Source organism: Mycolicibacterium peregrinum, from assembly GCF_001665625.1.
GTDB classification, from domain to species: domain Bacteria; phylum Actinomycetota; class Actinomycetes; order Mycobacteriales; family Mycobacteriaceae; genus Mycobacterium; species Mycobacterium peregrinum_B.
Window position 1 is genome coordinate 15056 of sequence record NZ_LZSY01000095.1, and the last position, 15629, is coordinate 30684.

The following is a 15629-nucleotide window of genomic DNA, read 5'->3' on the forward strand; positions in this document are numbered from 1 at the left end:
TCCCTAGGTAGAAGCACTCAACTTCGCTCTGGCCTCCGCGAACAGGATCGCGGTCAGACAGACCGCGGCCAGCACCGCGACCGTGATCGCGAAAGTGATGCCGGCGGTCCGCAGGCCCAGTGATTGAGCGGCCAGGCCCTCGCCGATCACCGGAAGCGAGATGGCGACATAGGCGACGACGAAGTAGGTGGAGCTGACCTCGGCGCGACGCTGGGCCGGGGCCCGCTCGACGACCGCGGCCAGGCCCCGGCTGAAGCTCATGCCCTGGCCGATGCCGGATACCACTGCGGCTGCGATCAGGCCGGGCAGCGAGGAAAAATACAGTGCCGCAGTCAGAATCATCATGCCCACGATCAGCAGTCCGCAGCCGACCGCCACCGCCCGCTCGGCGGCCGTTCGATTCGCTGCCACCTGGGTCAGGGCCGAGGCCGCGAAGATCGAGCAGGCGATCGCGCCCGCCACCGCGTGGTTGCCGATGCCGATGACGTTCGACAGGAATGACGGCGCGACCGCGGTGAACAGTCCGGTCACCGCGAATCCGGCGAACGCGGCGAGTGCGGCGATGACGAAGACGGTCCGCACCTCGGTGGGCACGGAAAGCCGCTGCAACCCGATCCTCCCGGTGCGCGCCGACGTCTCCGGCACAACCAACACCGCGATCCCGGCCAGCACAGCGAGGCCGATGTGAATCAGGAACGGCAGCAGAAGGGGTTGGGCTGCGTACTGCACCAGGAGACCGGCCAGCAGCGGGCCGGCGCCCAAGCCGCCGATGTTGGCCACTGTCGCCACCGCCGCGGCCCTGGATTTCCAGGCCTGCGGGGCGGCCTCGATGACGGCCGCCGTGGCCGTTCCGGTGAAGAGACCCGCCGACAGACCGGACAGGACCCGACCGATCAGCAGCAGTGGCACCGAATCGGCATACAGGAACACCACGGCGCTGACCAGGGCCGCCGCCACGCCGGCCAGCAGCATGGGCCGCCGGCCCATGGCATCCGACCAGCGGCCGAACACGAGCAGCGCGAACAACACACCGCCGGCGTAGGTGGCATAGATGACCGTCGTGGTCAGCACCGCGAAATGCATGCGGTCGGCGTACAGCGCGTACATCGGGGTGGGCAGCGTCGTGCCCACCATGATCGCGGCGAACGCGTACGCGAGGAGAGGAAAGGAGAGGCGGCGCACGCTGAATGGTAGCGGCGCCGCCCAACCTGTTATTCCGCTTCTTCCGCCGAAACGGCATTCCAGCAGGCTGCTACTCGCAGTTTCTCTGCTGGAATGCCGTTTCGGCGGAGTGGCGTCTAGTGCGCGACCGCCTTCTCGGCGCCGACGCCGGTCAGCGACCGGACCTCCATCTCGGCGTTGAGTTCGGGGTTCCCGGTGTCGGGCGACGTGAGCGTGCCGATGATGCCGAGCGCGAATGCGAGCGGGATGGACACGATGCCTGGGTTGGCCAGCGGGAAGAAATCGAAGTCCGCGCCGGGGATCATCGCGGTCTTCGAACCCGATACGGCGGGGGAGAACACGATCAGCACGATGGTCGAGATCAGGCCGCCGTACATGCTCCACAGGGCACCGCGGGTGTTGAACCGCTTCCAGTACAGCGAGTACACGATCGTCGGCAGGTTGGCCGCAGCAGCCACGGCGAATGCGAGGGCCACCAGGAACGCCACGTTCTGGCCGTTGGCGAGAATGCCCAGCCCGATCGCGAACACGCCAAGCACGACCGCGGTGATACGCGAGACCCGCACCTGCTCGTCTTCGGTCACCTTGTGCGACTTGAGTACCGAGGCATAGATGTCGTGGGCGAAGGAGGCCGACGCCGTGATGGTCAGACCGGCCACGACGGCGAGGATCGTCGCGAACGCCACCGCCGAGATGACCCCGAGCAGGATCACCCCGCCGAGTTCGAACGCCAGCAGCGGGGCGGCCGAGTTGACGCCACCGGCTGCCCCAAGAATGCGGTCCGGACCGACCAGGGCGGCCGCGCCGTAGCCGAGTACCAAAGTAAATAGGTAGAAGGCGCCGATCAGCGCGATCGCCCAGACCACTGATCGCCGAGCCTCTTTCGCGGTCGGCACGGTGTAGAAGCGCATCAGCACGTGGGGTAGGCCCGCGGTACCGAGCACCAGCGCCAGCGCCAGCGAGATGAAGTTGATCTGCGAGGTGAGCGATCCGCCGTACTGCGCGCCCGGGGCGAGCACGTCACGGCTGGACACGCCCTTGGTGGTGGCCCCGGAGATCGCCGATTGTGCCGAACCGAGGATCTCGGAGAAGTTCAGCCCGAACTTGCTCAGCACCATCACGGTCATCAGAGCGGCACCCGCGATCAGCAGCACGGCCTTGATGATCTGCACCCACGTGGTGCCCTTCATGCCGCCGACCAAGACGTAGACGATCATCAGGATGCCGACGACGGCGATCACGATCGACTGCCCGGTGCGGCTGTTGACGTCGAGCAGCAGGGCGACCAGACCGCCGGCTCCGGCCATCTGGGCCAGCAGGTAGAACAGCGAAACCGTCAGTGTCGAGATGGCCGCGGCCAGCCGCACCGGACGCTGCTTGAGCCGGAAGCTCAGCACGTCGGCCATGGTGAATTTACCTGTGTTGCGCAGTAATTCGGCCACCAGTAGTAGGGCGACCAGCCAGGCCACCAGGAACCCGATCGAGTACAGGAAGCCGTCGTAGCCGTAGACGGCGATGGCGCCGGCGATGCCGAGGAAGCTGGCCGCCGACAGGTAGTCGCCGGCGATGGCGATGCCGTTCTGCGGGCCGGAGAAGCCGCGGCCGCCGGTGAAGAACTCGTCGGCGGTCGCATTTCGCTTGCTGGCCTTGATCACCACGATCATCGTGACGACGACGAAGAGGCTGAAGATTCCGATGTTGGCCACCGGGTTACCGACGGTCTCCGCAGCGAGGGTTGTGACTGTCATCGGGTGCCCTCCAGCTCTTCGCGGATGGCGGTGGCCCGCGGGTCGAGCTCCCGATTCGCGAAGCGTACGTACAACCCGGTGATGAGGAACGTGGTGAGGAACTGGCCCAGCCCGATCAGCAGGCCGACGTTGACGTTGCCGAACACCCGGATGGCCATGAAGTCGTGGGCGAACGCGCCGAGAGCGACGTAGAGGCCGTACCAGACCAGGAAGAACGCGGTCATCGGAAAGACGAAGCGGCGCAGGCGGGTACGCAGTTCCTGGAATTCAGGACTGGCCTGCATGGCGAGGAACTGCTCCCCGGTGGGGGCAACCCTCTCGGGAAGGTCGGTTTCGGTCACCCGAGAACTCCTGACAATTGGCTGTGAGAGCGGATAGCGCCTGAACCTAATTGAGAGCTGGGTCACATGGGCGGGGTATCGAGGTCGATACGCCGAATTCGGTCATCGCTGCGCCGAGCGGTCGGTCGTCGGGGCTGAGCGGCAGGCGGTTCAGCCTGCGGGCACCCGCTCGACGCCGAGGCCGAGGCGTTCGGGCACGTGCATGCGCGCGAAGATCTGCGCGACGCCCGCGATGGGCCGGGTGAACATGCTGACGACGATCATGGTGAGGAAGGCGATCGGCACGCTGACCGCCGCCGGGTAACCGACCATCACCGCCGGCCATCCGCCGAGTACGTCGTCATCGATACCACCACTGATCGCCACGAGTGCCGCGCTGCCGCACACACATCCGCCCACCGCGAGGCCACATGCCGCACCGATCGCGGTCAGGCCGCGCCACCAGATGCCGAGCACCAGTAGCGGGCACAGGGTGGACGCGGCGACCGCGAAGGCCAAGCCGACGCTGCGTGACAACTCCAGCCCGGACACCATCAGCGACAACGGGATCGGGATGAGCCCACCGAACACTGCGGCGATCCGGAAGTCGCGCACCCGGCCGCGCAGCACATCGGTGGCCAGGGCGCCGGCGACGCTGATCAGCAAGCCCGAGGAGGTTGCCAGGAACGCGGCGATGGCGCCGGCGGCCACCAGGGCGGCCAGCAGTTGGCCGCCGATCCCGCCGACGGCCGCGCCGGGGGCCAAAAGCACTGCAGCGTCGGCAGTTCCGGTGATGAGCAGCTGCGGCACGTACAACCGGGAGAACACCCCGAGCAGGATCGGGAAGAAGTAGAACACCGACAGTAGTGCCACCACCGCCAGCGCGGTACGGCGGGCCGCCAGACCGTCGGGGTTGGTATAGAAGCGGACCAGCACATGCGGCAGGCCCATGGTGCCCAGGAACGTCGCGACGATGATCGACAACACCTGATACAGCGGATGTCCACCGCCCAGGCCGCCGCCCGAGGCGATCCACTCACTGCCGGTCCCCGGAGTGCCGGCCACCACCGGCGTGGCGGCGCCCGCGGCCAGCGTGAGCGTGGTGCCCGCGCCGAGGGTATGTTGCCCGGGCGCGGTGATCCTGGCGGAGTCGACGTGTCGGCCGTCCAGGTCGCCGGACACGGTGATGCCCGCCGGATCGATCACCTGGACCACCACTGCGGTCTCGATCTGCACGGTGGTCTGCTGTTGCACAGTGGGCGGCAGTGGACCGCCCAAATCGCCACGGTCGCCGATGAACAGCCCGAGCAGGGCCAGCGCCGGGACGGCAATGGCGGTGAGTTTGAGCCAGTATTGAAACGCCTGCACGAAGGTGATCGACCGCATGCCGCCGGCCACCACGTTGGTGATGACGATCGCGGCGACCAGCAGCGGCCCGATCCAGACCGGCACGCCCAGAAGCGTTTTCAGGGCGAGCCCGGCGCCCTGATACTGCGGCGCCAGATAGAACAGGCAGATCACCACGACGACGAGCATGGCCACCTTGCGCAGACGGACCGAGCCGAGCCGGAATTCGGCGAAGTCGGGGACGGTGTAGGCCCCCGAGCGTCGCAGCGGTGCGGCCACGAACAGCAGCACGCCCAGATAACCCGCGGTGAAGCCGACCGGATACCACAGCGCGTCGGCGCCGTACTTCGCGATCAGCCCGGCCACCCCGAGAAACGAGGCGGCGGAGAGATATTCACCGGAGATCGCGGCGGCGTTCCACTGCGGGCCGACGCTGCGCGAGGCCACCAGGAAGTCGGAGGTGGTGCGCGACAACCGAACCCCGTAGGCGCCGATGGCGATGGTGGACACGACGGCAGCGAGCAGGGCAGCGGCGGTCAGCGGTGCGCCGGTCATGGTTCGCTGTCGACGACGCGGACGAAATCGCGCTCGCCCTGCTCGGCCAGTCGGATATAGAGCCGGCCTACGCCGTACAGCAGGGGATACAGCAGCCCGGCGAGGATCAGCCAGTTGAGCCGGATGCCGAGTACGGTGAGCGCGGCGAACTCCGGTACGGCCGAATTGAGTAGTACCAGGGCCACCACGACCGTGACCACTACGGCGGCGAGTCGCAAGGCGAGCCCCAACTGCGTGCGCACCAGGCCGCGTACCAGTGCGTCGCCCACCTGTGTCTGCTCGGCCACCTCGATGCGCGTTCGCACCATGCGGGTACCGCGGCGGTGGGCCAGCACGACGCGTTCGCGCGCGGCGGCGGGCCGCCCAGAGGACCCAGGCCGCTCACTCATCGCTGCCCACCGGTTTGAGGGAACGCATCGGATCGCGGACCAGTCGGTCCCGCAGTTCGCGGGCCTGGCGCCGGCTCACCGGAAGCTCCACGGCGGGGGAGGTTCCGTTGGCGCGTAACCGCACCAGCACGGCGCCTTCGGCCGTACGCAGACCGGTGACCTGTCGCAGTGACACGAGGTACGACCGGTGGATGCGCTGGAACCCATGGTCGCGCCAGCGGGTTTCCAAGGTGCTCAACGGGATCCGCACCAGGTGGGCACCGGTGGCCGAGTGCAGCCGGGCGTAGTCACCTTCGGCCTCGACCCAGCCGATGCTGTCGCGGGGCACCAGGTGGGTTATACCGCCCAGTTCGGCGGGAACCACGTTCCAATCCCGATCCTCGGGCTGCGCCGGTTCAGCGGCCGCGGCCTTCGGAGCGGCGGACGCGACCCGGCGCACGGCTTCGTCGAGGCGGTTCTGCCGGATCGGCTTGAGCAGATAGTCGACGGCGCCGACATCGAAGGCCGCCACTGCCTTGTCCTCGTGGGCGGTCACGAACACCACGGCGGGCCGGTTCGCGTAATTGGCCAGCACCCCGGCCAATTCGATGCCGGACAGGCCGGGCATGTTGATGTCGAGGAACACCGCGTCGAAAGCGTGCTGGTTGAGTTCGCGTAGTGCCGAGGTGGCGTCGGACGCGGTGTGCACCTCACCGACGTCGGGGTGTTGCCCCAGCAGATAGGCCAACTCGTCGAGGGCGGGCGCCTCATCGTCGACGGCGAGCACGGTCAGGCCAGAACTCATGCGAAACCACCTCCGCCGGCTCGGACCCCTGAACGGAACTTCGGCACGCGCATCACCACTTTGGTGCCCGCGCCGACCGCTGTCTCGACCACAAGACCGTAATCGTTGCCGAATGCCGCGCGCAGCCGATGGTCCACATTCGTCAGCCCGACATGCGCGGACTCCCCGGTACGGTCGGCCAGTGCGTCGCCGGGGCCGGCGCGCAGCGTGTCGGGATCGATGCCTGCCCCGTCGTCCTCCACGGTGATCACGCATTCAGTGCCCGCATCGCGGGCGATGATCTCCACGGATCCGCCGCCCTGACCCGCCAGCCCGTGCCGCACAGCGTTTTCCACCAGCGGCTGCAGCGCCAGGAACGGCACGACGACGTTGAGCACCTCGGGCGCCACTTGAAGCCGCACCCGCAGACTGGTGCCGAACCGGGCCCGTTCCAGCGTCAGGTAGCGGTCGATGTTGCGCAGTTCGTCGGCGAGCGTGGTGTATTGCCCGGCCGCACGGAACGAGTAGCGGGTGAAATCCGCGAATTCCAGGATCAGTTCGCGGGCCCGGTCGGGGTCGGTGCGGACGAACGAGGCAATCGTGTTGAGCGCGTTGTAGATGAAGTGCGGGCTGATCTGGGCACGCAACGCCAGCACCTCGGCCCGGTCCAGTCGGGCGCGTGACGCGTCGAGTTCGGCCAGCTCGAGCTGGCTGGCGGCGTAGCGCGCCACCTCGCCGACCGCGCCGAGCATGCCCGGGCCAGGGCTGGCCGGTGCCAGGACCACCAGGGCACCGAGTACCTCGCCGCCCTCGGTTAGCAGCGGCTGCGCCACGACAGCTGTCGATCGTGCGGTGTGCAGTACCCGGCGACCGGCACTGATCGACTCGCGGGCGGTGTCGGCACAGACGTCGACGGTGCCGGACTGCCAGATCGCCTCGTCGTCGTGGTCGCGGGCCAGCAGGGCCGCGTCATCGTCGAACAGCGCGAGCCCCGCGGTCCCGGTCAGCTCGCGCAGATAAGGCGCCGCGGTCTGGGCGGATTCGGTGTCCAGGCCTTGACGTAACGCGCGGGCCGCCTGGGCTGCGGTGTGCAGTGCGGCGTGTACGGCACGCTCGGTGGGGGTGGCCACCACCCGCCGGGTGCGCACCACGACGACGGCGGCGATCGCCGCCAAGATCAGCGCCAGGGCCAGCGCGACTGCCACTTCGCCGGACATCGTGGGCCAACCTTAGATGGCTGTGCGGCGAAACCGCAGCTAGCTCACCTACTGAACGGGGCAGGTGTACTTTCGGGCCACGTCCATTACCCGTTCCTGCGCTCCGATGCCGATAACCCCTTGTGCGGACATTTCCAAACCGATGTATCCGATAAGGCCGCCGTGGCACGCCTGGTGAGCAACGCGCCACGCGGTGTCGGGATTCAGGTGATAGCCGTTGCGTTCCAGGCCCTGCATGTAGTTGTCGAACTCCGGCGTGCCCTGATCGGGGATCGCGTTGGCCGTGGCGGCCAAGGCAAGCGCGGTAATCACCGCTGCAAAGAAGGGTGCAACGACGCGTCTCATGTCCATCTCCTGTGGGCACATCACCGGTTAACGCGTACACATTCGCACACTCCACCGACACAGACGTCAAAAACGTGGCTAGTCCTAGACTGGCGACGTGGGAAAACTGCAGCTAGTCCAAGACCCGGAGGCCGACGCCCTGCTGGAGTCCAACCCGTTCGCGCTGTTGGTCGGGATGTTGTTGGATCAGCAGGTGTAGATACGATTGCGACTCGCTGACTCAGAAGTGCGCGCGAAATGTGATGCGTCGCCGACTGAGGATGCAGTGCCGTGTCAGCTCAACGGCTGCATCCCCTAGACCGATAAGTCCGATACCACCATCGAATGATCCGAAAGTTTGTTCACGCGGACAGAGTGGACGTGTTCAGTCTTGACGATACTGTCACGCAGAGCTGCCGAGACATACACGTAGTCGAGTCGGAAACCGTTGTAGTCTGCGCCCTTTTGTTGAGAGTAGAACGTGTACTCCCTCGTTTTGGGATTCAGATGTCGCCAAGTATCGGTGTACTTCTCTAGGCGCAATATGCGGATATTATCTGAAAGTTCGAAGGGGGTGCCTTGGGCGTCTTCTTTCAGTCCAGTGTTGAAGTCACCTGTGAGGATCGTTCGCTCATCTTTGTGCAGCTGAGCATACCGAATGACCTCGTCCCAGAAGTTCTGCTTGCGGCGCTTCCCATGTACGTCGCCTTTACCGTCCTTGCCCAGTATGTGGTCGGTTGCACCGGGGATATGGACGCATAAAACATTGAGATTCAGACTCTCAATCCGTACGGGCAGCCACCGCTCGGGGTCGGACGGATTCGAATCATCCATCATTTCGAACGGCACTTTCGATGCGACAAAGACGCTGTGGGGCCCGCCTGGCCTGCACGTTGTTTCGATGTGCACGAGACCGCTAGTTGTCAAGGATCGACGCAGCGATGACAGATTGGTGTTGGTCACCTCTGTCAGCGTGACGAAGTCTGGCGCCTGGAGGTCAATCTCGTTAATAATCTGCGATATTCGCTTTCCGCCGCCTTTGCCTATGTTCCACGTCAGAAACCTCATCGTCCCCCCTTCTCCGACTCGAACATCGCCAGACGCGACTTCTGCAGCTCAGTCAGGACGAGTGCGGGATTCGCGGAGTTCGGAAAGATTTCCGCCGCGTTCCACTGCGCGGCTCGAACACTGGTTGCGACACCAACCTTGACCCCGGTGACTTCCAACGCTGCTAACAAGTCCTTCGAGTTGAAGAGGTACACCGAGTCAATGCAAAACGGTCGCAACCCACCTTTCGAAGATTTGAGCGCCCCTTTTGGGCCAGTCATTACCAGGTAGTAGTCAAGCGTTGGATTCGTGATGACATCAAGGAGGCCCTCTTGCCGTCCGTATGCCTTGACGTTCACCGTCTTTCCGGCCAGCAACCCGCTAGTGAAGTGGCCGTCGAAAGCAGCGTTGCTCCCAGACGAGACGAGATCGATGTCAAAGACCTGCGCGGCAATCCACTCGCCGATGTTCCCGATTGAGGCAGGTCGATTGAGGATCGCCCCTAGACGAGCGTCTATCGAGTTGCGCTCCTTGATGAGAGCCGCCAACTCCGCTAGTTGAACGTCGTCTGTGTCGTGTACAACCCCCATGCGCGAAGTATCGCAGAGACTCACGACAAAGACGCCTGGGTCGTCTGGGTCTGGCGCGACGGTGTCGTGAGTCGGGTCTCTGTGCACTGGATGACCCATACATTGCCTACCTACGGGTGTAAGTGTTATTCGTCCCTTGGGACAACACGCTGCGGCTCGCGGTGGGTCACAATCCCACGATGAGTACTAATGAGATCGAGTGGATAGACGGCGAACAGGCTCACGTGTTCTGGAGAGAAGACATGCCAGACATATCCTGGATGTCAACAGGTCAATGCATGATCAGAATCCAGAACGGCGTGCAGGAGATGCGTGAGAAGCAGGTGGATGCGGTCCACTACTTTGCACCCGACACGTGGCTAAGAATCGGGGTCACTGAAACAGGCCAGGGCGCGGTGCTTGGTTCGGACCCGAGTGCAACGATCAGCGGATGAACCCGTACGACCCACCAGACCAGCCGACGTGTGGCGGCTCGGCCTACAAAGTGTGGGATGACGCTGAGCTAATCGAGCGGTCGCGGTCGGGCGACGACCGGGCTCGGGTAGAGCTGGAGCGCCGTGGGTTGCACCAACACCAAGTGCCTACACCTGGGTGCATAACGAACAGCAGTTAGACGCGCTCGCCCTGCCGCTGAATGAGCATTACAACGAGCGTCTCAGGATGGTCCTCGTTGAGGGGTCGGTACCACAGGCGAAGGTCGGTGCCTGGCACCTTCCGCACTCGATACGAACGCCCTTGGTCCCCCGGCCTGATCGCACGCGGGTCGTCTTCTTCTCGAAAGCCGGGGTTGCTCATTCGGGCAATTTCCGTACGCACCAGGCCGACCTCGGCATTAGACAGCGTCGCCATCGTGACGACCGCGTCATCAACTAGTTGCACATTCCGACCAAGTCTCCATTGTTGCGAAGAAGGCTCCTGCTGTGAGGGCGGCTGGGGAGGAGTGACCTCCTGTGGCGCTGGCTCCTGACTGACAGTCGGAACTCCGAACTGAGAAACGGCCTCTTTCACTGCTTCGACTGCCGCCGGAACCTGTTCAGCGTCAACTACTTCGCCCTGCTCAAGCTTCTTCTCGGCAGCGTCTAGTTCAAACTCGACCTTGTCCTTGGCAAGCACAATTTTCTTGATCCTCGACGCGAATGCTGCGCAGACGATTAACGCGAAGCCAGCGATGACTCCCGCGACGGCTACTGCATCGGGTACGCCTTTGACGGATCCGAAAATCGCGCCCGCGATGACGAGAACTCCTACGCCACCAAGAAACAACTGATTCAACGGCGTCGAGTTCGATTGATCATCCCCCATTCCTACGAGCTTATACAGACAGGCGAGGACGGCCGCGGTGACCGTCCTCGCCCGGCCGGCTGAATGATCAGGCGGCGTGGTAGCCGCGCACGTTGGCCTCTTCGTGCAAGAAGCCGATGCCGTAGCGGTAGTTCGCCATGATCTCGACGGCGTAGTTGAGGAACGCGCCCGTCTGCTGCCTTCACGCCTGGCCGCGTCGTACGCTCATTGGCATGACGAAGCTCTGCTTGGCCCAGGACCCCGAGGCTGACGCCCTGCTGGAGTCAAGCCCGTTTGCGCTGCTCACGGGCATGTTGCTTGATCAACAGATACCTATGGAAGTGGCGTTCGCGGGACCGAAGAAGATCGCCGACCGCTTGGCGGCGGCTCGGTCCGACGATCGTAATCGTGTTGACACTTTTCAGCAGATTCCGATGGAGACGGCGTTCGCCGGGCCCAAGAAGATCGCCGACCGTCTCGGTCGTGTCGACGCCCGCGAGATCGCCGGCTACAACCCGGACGAGTTCATCGCGCTGGTGTCGCAAACGCCTGCCATTCACCGGTTTCCGGGGTCGATGGGCAAGCGGGTACAGGACCTGGCGCGGGCCATCGTCGACGAGTACGACGGCGATGTCACGGCGCTGTGGTCCAGTGGCGACCCCGACGGCAAAGAGGTGTTGCGCCGGCTCAAGCGGCTGCCCGGGTTCGGTGACCAGAAAGCCCGGATCTTCTTGGCGCTGTTGGGCAAGCAGTACGGCGTGACGCCGACGGGTTGGCGTGAGGCGGCGGGGGATTACGGCACGGCCGGCAGCTTCATGTCGGTGGCCGACGTGGTAGATCCCGGGTCGCTGCAGAAGGTCCGCACCTACAAGAAACAGATGAAGGCCGCCGCCAAAGAAGCCAAGGCCAAGAGCTGATGTCTGCGTCGAGCGTGCGCTGAGATCGCGTTTCGCGGCGAAATCGCGATCTGGGTGCACACTCGGGGTTGAAAGCTCGACTACCTATGCAATGGTGAACATATGGCGAAGACACATCTGAACTGCCCGTGTGGAGAAGCGATCAGCGGGACCGATGAGGACGACCTGGTCGAGAAGGCTCAGGCGCATCTGGCTCAGCAGCACCCCGGGCGTGAGTACGACCGCGAAATGATCCTCTTCATGGCCTACTGAGGCCTCCAGACTCAACCGAAAACAGCCCTACACAAAATTCCCGGTCGCCAGCCGTGAGGCAAGCGACCGGGAATTTCGTTTCCCCATTCATATGGTGTGGTCAGGGCACCACCGTGGATCCGATGGTGGGCATGAACTGGCACTGCTTCTCGGTCGTGGTGACCTGGCCGAAAACCGTGGTCATGATGCTGCCCGATCCGGTGTCGGCGATCGCGGTCAGCGTGGTCGGTCCTTCGGGGTTGATGTCCGAGCGCGGCTGCAGCGTCACGCTGCCGGACTTGCCGGTGGTCAGGTTCACCCACGTGGCGTTCAGCGGCAGCTTCTGCTCGGCGGCCGGGCCCGGAGTGCCGATCGCGGTGAACACGTACGCGGTCTGACCGGCCTTCGGACCGGGCAGCGGGATCGTGGCCGGGCCGGCCACCGAGATCGCCGTCGCCAGAACGTTTCCGCCGTCCTTGAGGCAGCCATTGCTGATCGACGGGTACATGAAGTCCTGCGTCGTCGGCGTGTCGGGCCCGAAGCCAGGGGGCGGAGCCGGGGCACCCGCCGGGGCGGCTTCAGGCGCGGGTGCCGGTGCAGGCGCAGCTTCAGGGGCCGGCGCGGGAATGGTGGCCGCGACCGGGACTGCCCCGGGAGTCGGGGCGGGCGCGGGTGCAGCTTCGGGTGCGGGTGCCGCCGCCTGTGCCGCCGGGGCAGCGGGTGCAGCCGGTGCCGGCGCGGGAGCGGGTGCGGCCTCGGGAGCGGGCGCGGGTGCCGGTGCGGGCAGCGCCTCAGGGGCCGGCCCGGCCGCATGGGCCGGGTCGACACCCATCGGCAGGTGAGCGTCGCCGCCGGCGCCCAGAGCAGGAACATGCTCGGGTGCGGCGACGGGCTGCGCCGCGAAATGGTTGACCGCCGTGGCGACGTTGCGGGATTCAGCCGATTCCGATTTGTTGGCAGCGAATGCCTGCGCGGCTGCCATCAGCAGTTGCACGGCGCCGCCGGGATCGGCTGCAGCCTGCTGGATGATCGGACTGAGATTCTCCATCGCCGGCAGACCGGGTGCCTGTACCGCGTCGATCGGCAGCGGTGCCGGATCGGCGTTCGCTACGGCGCTGCTGAACAGCAACAGGGTGGTGGACCCGATTGCGGCGGCGGTGCCGAACATCGTTTTCAGAGACTTGCGCGGTGACATGGTTTTCCCAATCGTTTCGGGCGGTCAGACCAGTTCGGGGATCAGGGCAGGCCGGCGGTCAGCAGTGGAGCCAGCGCCGCGACCTCGGGGTTGAGGGCAGCCGGAGCGGCGGCGGCCGGAGCCGCAACCACAGGAGCTGCCGCCGCTGCCGGGGCCAACGGCGACGCCGCGGCGGGCAGCGCCGTCTGGGCGGCAACCGGAGCCAGCGAGGCCAGATCACCCGGGATGTTCACCTTTTGGGGCAGCGGGATGGGCATCCCGGGCACCTGCGGGATCGTCAGCTCCGCAGAGGGGATCAGGGATGCCGGGCCGGAGGCCGGAGCCGTCGCGGCCGGAACCGCGGGTGCCGCGGCCGGTGCGGTGGCGCCGGGCAGCAACGACCCGAGCGGTGAGGCGGCAGCGGGTGCGGCAGCCGTCGGTGCCTGCGGCAGCGTCACCGAGGCGGTAGCGCCCGGAACCGGAGCCGGTGCGGCGGCAGGGGTGCCGGTCAACGCGGAGCTCACACCCTGCAGCAGTTGCGGCGCGGCGGCCGGCACGCCGGCGAGTTGGTTGACGATCGGCAGGTTCGGTGCCGGGACCGGGGCCGGGGCCACCGGTTCGGCGTTCGCTGAGGCGCTGAGGGCCAACGCGACCGGGACTGCGCCGGCGGCCGCGATCATGCTGGTGGAAAGTGCTTTCCAGGTGAAGATCATGGTTCTCCCAATCGGTTGCTTGCACGTCTGAAGGGAAAACTATCGAGTTACTGATGGGACTCAAGTGACACGTGTGGCGGTTATTCAACCGTTACTGCCCTGACCGAATTCGTTATCTCGCAGTGCCTTGGGCGTGATGCGTCGGGATCGGAAACCTCACTCTCGGCGATTGTCACGCTGGAGTGACGCCTGCCGCCGAGAGCCACTCCAGCGTGACAATCGGGGCCAGGCCGCGGGTCGCCCGTCACTCCAGCGTGACGCTCGGCGGCGAGAGCCACGCTGGCGTGACAAACCGCCGACGAGACGAGCCGGGCGGGTCGCTAAAGTCGTGTCCGTTAACACCGAACCGGCCACCCACGTCTCAGCAACCGCGCGGCTCTACCGTCTGGCGCCTGCGTTGCTGGTCCTCAGCATTGCGGCGCGCCTGGCCTGGACCTATCTCGTCCCCAACGGCGCGAACTTCGTCGACCTGCACGTCTATGTCGGCGGCGCCGCCACCCTGGACGGTCACGCCGGCCCGCTCTACGACTACGTCTACGCGGACCAGACACCGGATTTCCCACTGCCTTTCACCTACCCGCCGTTCGCGGCGGTGGTGTTCTACCCGCTGCATCTGCTGCCGTTCGGGTTGGTGGCGTTCTGTTGGCAGATCGGCATCATCGCCGCTCTGTACGGCGTGGTGCGGGTCAGTCAGCTGTTGCTCGGCGGACCGGCGCCCCGGCGTGTCGCGATGTTGTGGACGGCCGTCGGTATCTGGACGGAGCCGCTGCGCAGCACGTTCGACTATGGGCAGGTCAATGTCGTCCTGGTGCTGGCGGTGCTGTGCGCCGTCTACAGCAACCGCTGGTGGCTGTCGGGGCTGCTGGTCGGTCTGGCCGCGGGGGTGAAACTGACGCCTGCGGTCTCGGGGCTCTACTTCCTCGGTGCGCGTCGGTGGGGCGCTGCGGTGTTCTCGGCTGTGGTGTTCTTCGGGACGGTCGCGTTCTCGGTGCTGGTGATCGGCGACGAGGCGCGCCGGTATTTCACCGAGCTTCTCGGTGACGCAGACCGGATCGGGCCGATCGGCACGTCGTTCAACCAGTCCTGGCGGGGCGGGATCTCCCGGATCCTTGGCCATGACGCGGGATACGGTCCGGCCGTCCTGCTCGGCATCGCCGTCACCGCGGTCCTTGCCGTGCTGGCCTGGCGGGCTATCGGCGGCAGCGCCGACCGGCTGGGCGCGATCGTGATCGTGAGCCTGTTCGGGTTGCTGCTTTCGCCGATTTCGTGGACGCACCACTGGGTCTGGCTGATTCCACTGATGATCTGGTTGCTGCACGGGCCGCTGGCGAACCGGCTGGGCGCGCGGGTGCTGGGCTGGGGTTGGCTGGCGCTCACACTGGTCGGCGTGCCGTGGTTGCTCAGCTTCGCCCAGCCGACGATCTGGGAGATCGGCCGACCCTGGTATCTGGCCTGGGCCGGGCTGGTCTACATCGTCGCGACGCTGGCGACGATGGCCTGGATCGCGACGACTACGCCAAGCGCGTCTAGCTCGGCTGGTCGGCCAGAATCCGGTTGATCTCGGTAGCCATCTGGAGGTCCTTCTCGGTGATTCCGCCGGCAGAATGCGTCACCAGTGCGAATGTGACTGTGCGCCAGCGGATGTCGATGTCAGGGTGATGGTCTTTTTCCTCGGCGAATTCGGCGACACGGCGCACGGCGTCGATGCCGTCGAGGAACGTCGGGAATTTGGTGGATCTGCGCAGGGCACCCGCCGCGCGTTCCCAGCCCGGCAGATCGGGCAGTGCGGCGTCGACCTGATCGTTCGATAACACGGCCATACCCGACGGTA

General features: G+C 65.7%; 18 protein-coding genes and 1 pseudogene. 5 read left to right on the forward strand and 14 right to left on the reverse strand.

The window, feature by feature from the left end:
* Nucleotides 1-3 precede the first annotated feature (3 nt).
* The 8 genes from A5779_RS13635 to A5779_RS13670 all read right to left on the reverse strand — a co-directional run bounded on the left by A5779_RS13635 (nt 4) and on the right by A5779_RS13670 (nt 7872).
* A complete protein-coding gene (locus A5779_RS13635) occupies nt 4-1182 on the reverse strand; it encodes an MFS transporter (RefSeq protein WP_207549075.1) in 1179 nt (392 codons plus the stop codon).
* A 116-nt stretch (nt 1183-1298) separates the two neighbouring features.
* The gene (locus A5779_RS13640; RefSeq protein WP_064882697.1) at nt 1299-2930 is read right to left on the reverse strand and encodes a monocarboxylic acid transporter; all 1632 of its coding nucleotides are present in this window, start codon (nt 2928-2930) and stop codon (nt 1299-1301) included.
* The gene (locus tag A5779_RS13645) at nt 2927-3271 is read right to left on the reverse strand and encodes a DUF485 domain-containing protein (RefSeq protein WP_055116574.1); all 345 of its coding nucleotides are present in this window, start codon (nt 3269-3271) and stop codon (nt 2927-2929) included. The genes A5779_RS13640 and A5779_RS13645 overlap by 4 nt, the downstream gene beginning before the upstream one ends.
* Nucleotides 3272-3421: 150 nt before the next feature.
* On the reverse strand, nt 3422-5152 hold the full coding sequence (locus tag A5779_RS13650) for a sodium/solute symporter (RefSeq protein ID WP_064882699.1): 1731 nt from the start codon (nt 5150-5152) through the stop codon (nt 3422-3424).
* Nucleotides 5149-5460 (reverse strand): hypothetical protein, encoded by a 312-nt coding sequence (locus tag A5779_RS13655; RefSeq protein WP_110777271.1) that lies wholly within the window; start codon nt 5458-5460, stop codon nt 5149-5151. The genes A5779_RS13650 and A5779_RS13655 overlap by 4 nt, the downstream gene beginning before the upstream one ends.
* Nucleotides 5461-5533: 73 nt before the next feature.
* On the reverse strand, nt 5534-6325 hold the full coding sequence (locus A5779_RS13660; RefSeq protein WP_064882702.1) for a LytR/AlgR family response regulator transcription factor: 792 nt from the start codon (nt 6323-6325) through the stop codon (nt 5534-5536).
* Nucleotides 6322-7521, reverse strand: coding sequence for a sensor histidine kinase (locus A5779_RS13665; RefSeq protein ID WP_064882703.1), 1200 nt, complete (start codon nt 7519-7521; stop codon nt 6322-6324). Before A5779_RS13665 ends, A5779_RS13660 begins: the two co-directional genes overlap by 4 nt.
* Before the next feature lie 48 nt (nt 7522-7569).
* Complete coding sequence (locus tag A5779_RS13670) at nt 7570-7872, reverse strand: hypothetical protein (protein WP_064882739.1); 303 nt, start codon at nt 7870-7872, stop codon at nt 7570-7572.
* A 91-nt stretch (nt 7873-7963) separates the two neighbouring features.
* On the opposite strand from A5779_RS13670, the pseudogene A5779_RS33535 reads away from it, so the two are divergent.
* Nucleotides 7964-8062: pseudogene (locus A5779_RS33535) on the forward strand (HhH-GPD-type base excision DNA repair protein); the annotation flags it as partial.
* Nucleotides 8063-8160: 98 nt separating this feature from the next.
* Here A5779_RS33535 and A5779_RS13675 read toward each other — a convergent pair.
* Entirely contained in the window at nt 8161-8913 is a 753-nt protein-coding gene (locus tag A5779_RS13675) for an endonuclease/exonuclease/phosphatase family protein (RefSeq protein WP_064882704.1), read from the reverse strand.
* Complete coding sequence (locus A5779_RS13680; protein WP_064882705.1) at nt 8910-9482, reverse strand: hypothetical protein; 573 nt, start codon at nt 9480-9482, stop codon at nt 8910-8912. Before A5779_RS13680 ends, A5779_RS13675 begins: the two co-directional genes overlap by 4 nt.
* 179 nt (nt 9483-9661) lie before the next feature.
* Between A5779_RS13680 and A5779_RS13685 the strand changes: the two genes are divergently transcribed.
* Nucleotides 9662-9916 (forward strand): hypothetical protein, encoded by a 255-nt coding sequence (locus tag A5779_RS13685; protein ID WP_131811645.1) that lies wholly within the window; start codon nt 9662-9664, stop codon nt 9914-9916.
* A gap of 175 nt (nt 9917-10091) precedes the next feature.
* Here A5779_RS13685 and A5779_RS34515 read toward each other — a convergent pair whose 3' ends face one another.
* Nucleotides 10092-10784 carry a hypothetical protein gene (locus A5779_RS34515; RefSeq protein WP_236734764.1) on the reverse strand — a complete coding sequence of 231 codons (693 nt, stop codon included), beginning with the start codon at nt 10782-10784 and terminating at the stop codon, nt 10092-10094.
* 212 nt (nt 10785-10996) lie between these two features.
* Between A5779_RS34515 and A5779_RS13695 the strand changes: the two genes are divergently transcribed.
* Complete coding sequence (locus A5779_RS13695) at nt 10997-11680, forward strand: HhH-GPD-type base excision DNA repair protein (RefSeq protein WP_064882707.1); 684 nt, start codon at nt 10997-10999, stop codon at nt 11678-11680.
* 102 nt (nt 11681-11782) lie between these two features.
* On the forward strand, nt 11783-11932 hold the full coding sequence (locus tag A5779_RS13700; protein WP_003882209.1) for a DUF1059 domain-containing protein: 150 nt from the start codon (nt 11783-11785) through the stop codon (nt 11930-11932).
* A gap of 100 nt (nt 11933-12032) precedes the next feature.
* Here A5779_RS13700 and A5779_RS13705 read toward each other — a convergent pair whose 3' ends face one another.
* Nucleotides 12033-13106, reverse strand: a complete 1074-nt coding sequence (locus tag A5779_RS13705) for an Rv1157c family protein (protein WP_064882708.1) — start codon at nt 13104-13106, stop codon at nt 12033-12035.
* A gap of 41 nt (nt 13107-13147) precedes the next feature.
* Nucleotides 13148-13798 (reverse strand): hypothetical protein, encoded by a 651-nt coding sequence (locus A5779_RS13710; RefSeq protein ID WP_064882709.1) that lies wholly within the window; start codon nt 13796-13798, stop codon nt 13148-13150.
* A 328-nt stretch (nt 13799-14126) separates the two neighbouring features.
* Here A5779_RS13710 and A5779_RS13715 point away from each other — a divergent pair, with 328 nt between their 5' ends.
* Nucleotides 14127-15356 carry a mannosyltransferase gene (locus A5779_RS13715; protein ID WP_082941678.1) on the forward strand — a complete coding sequence of 410 codons (1230 nt, stop codon included), beginning with the start codon at nt 14127-14129 and terminating at the stop codon, nt 15354-15356.
* Here the strand turns inward: A5779_RS13715 and A5779_RS13720 are convergent.
* Nucleotides 15325-15618: a 4a-hydroxytetrahydrobiopterin dehydratase gene (locus A5779_RS13720; RefSeq protein ID WP_064882711.1), complete on the reverse strand. Its 294-nt coding sequence runs from the start codon at nt 15616-15618 to the stop codon at nt 15325-15327. The two genes, A5779_RS13715 and A5779_RS13720, sit on opposite strands and share 32 nt — an antisense overlap.
* Nucleotides 15619-15629 lie beyond the last annotated feature (11 nt).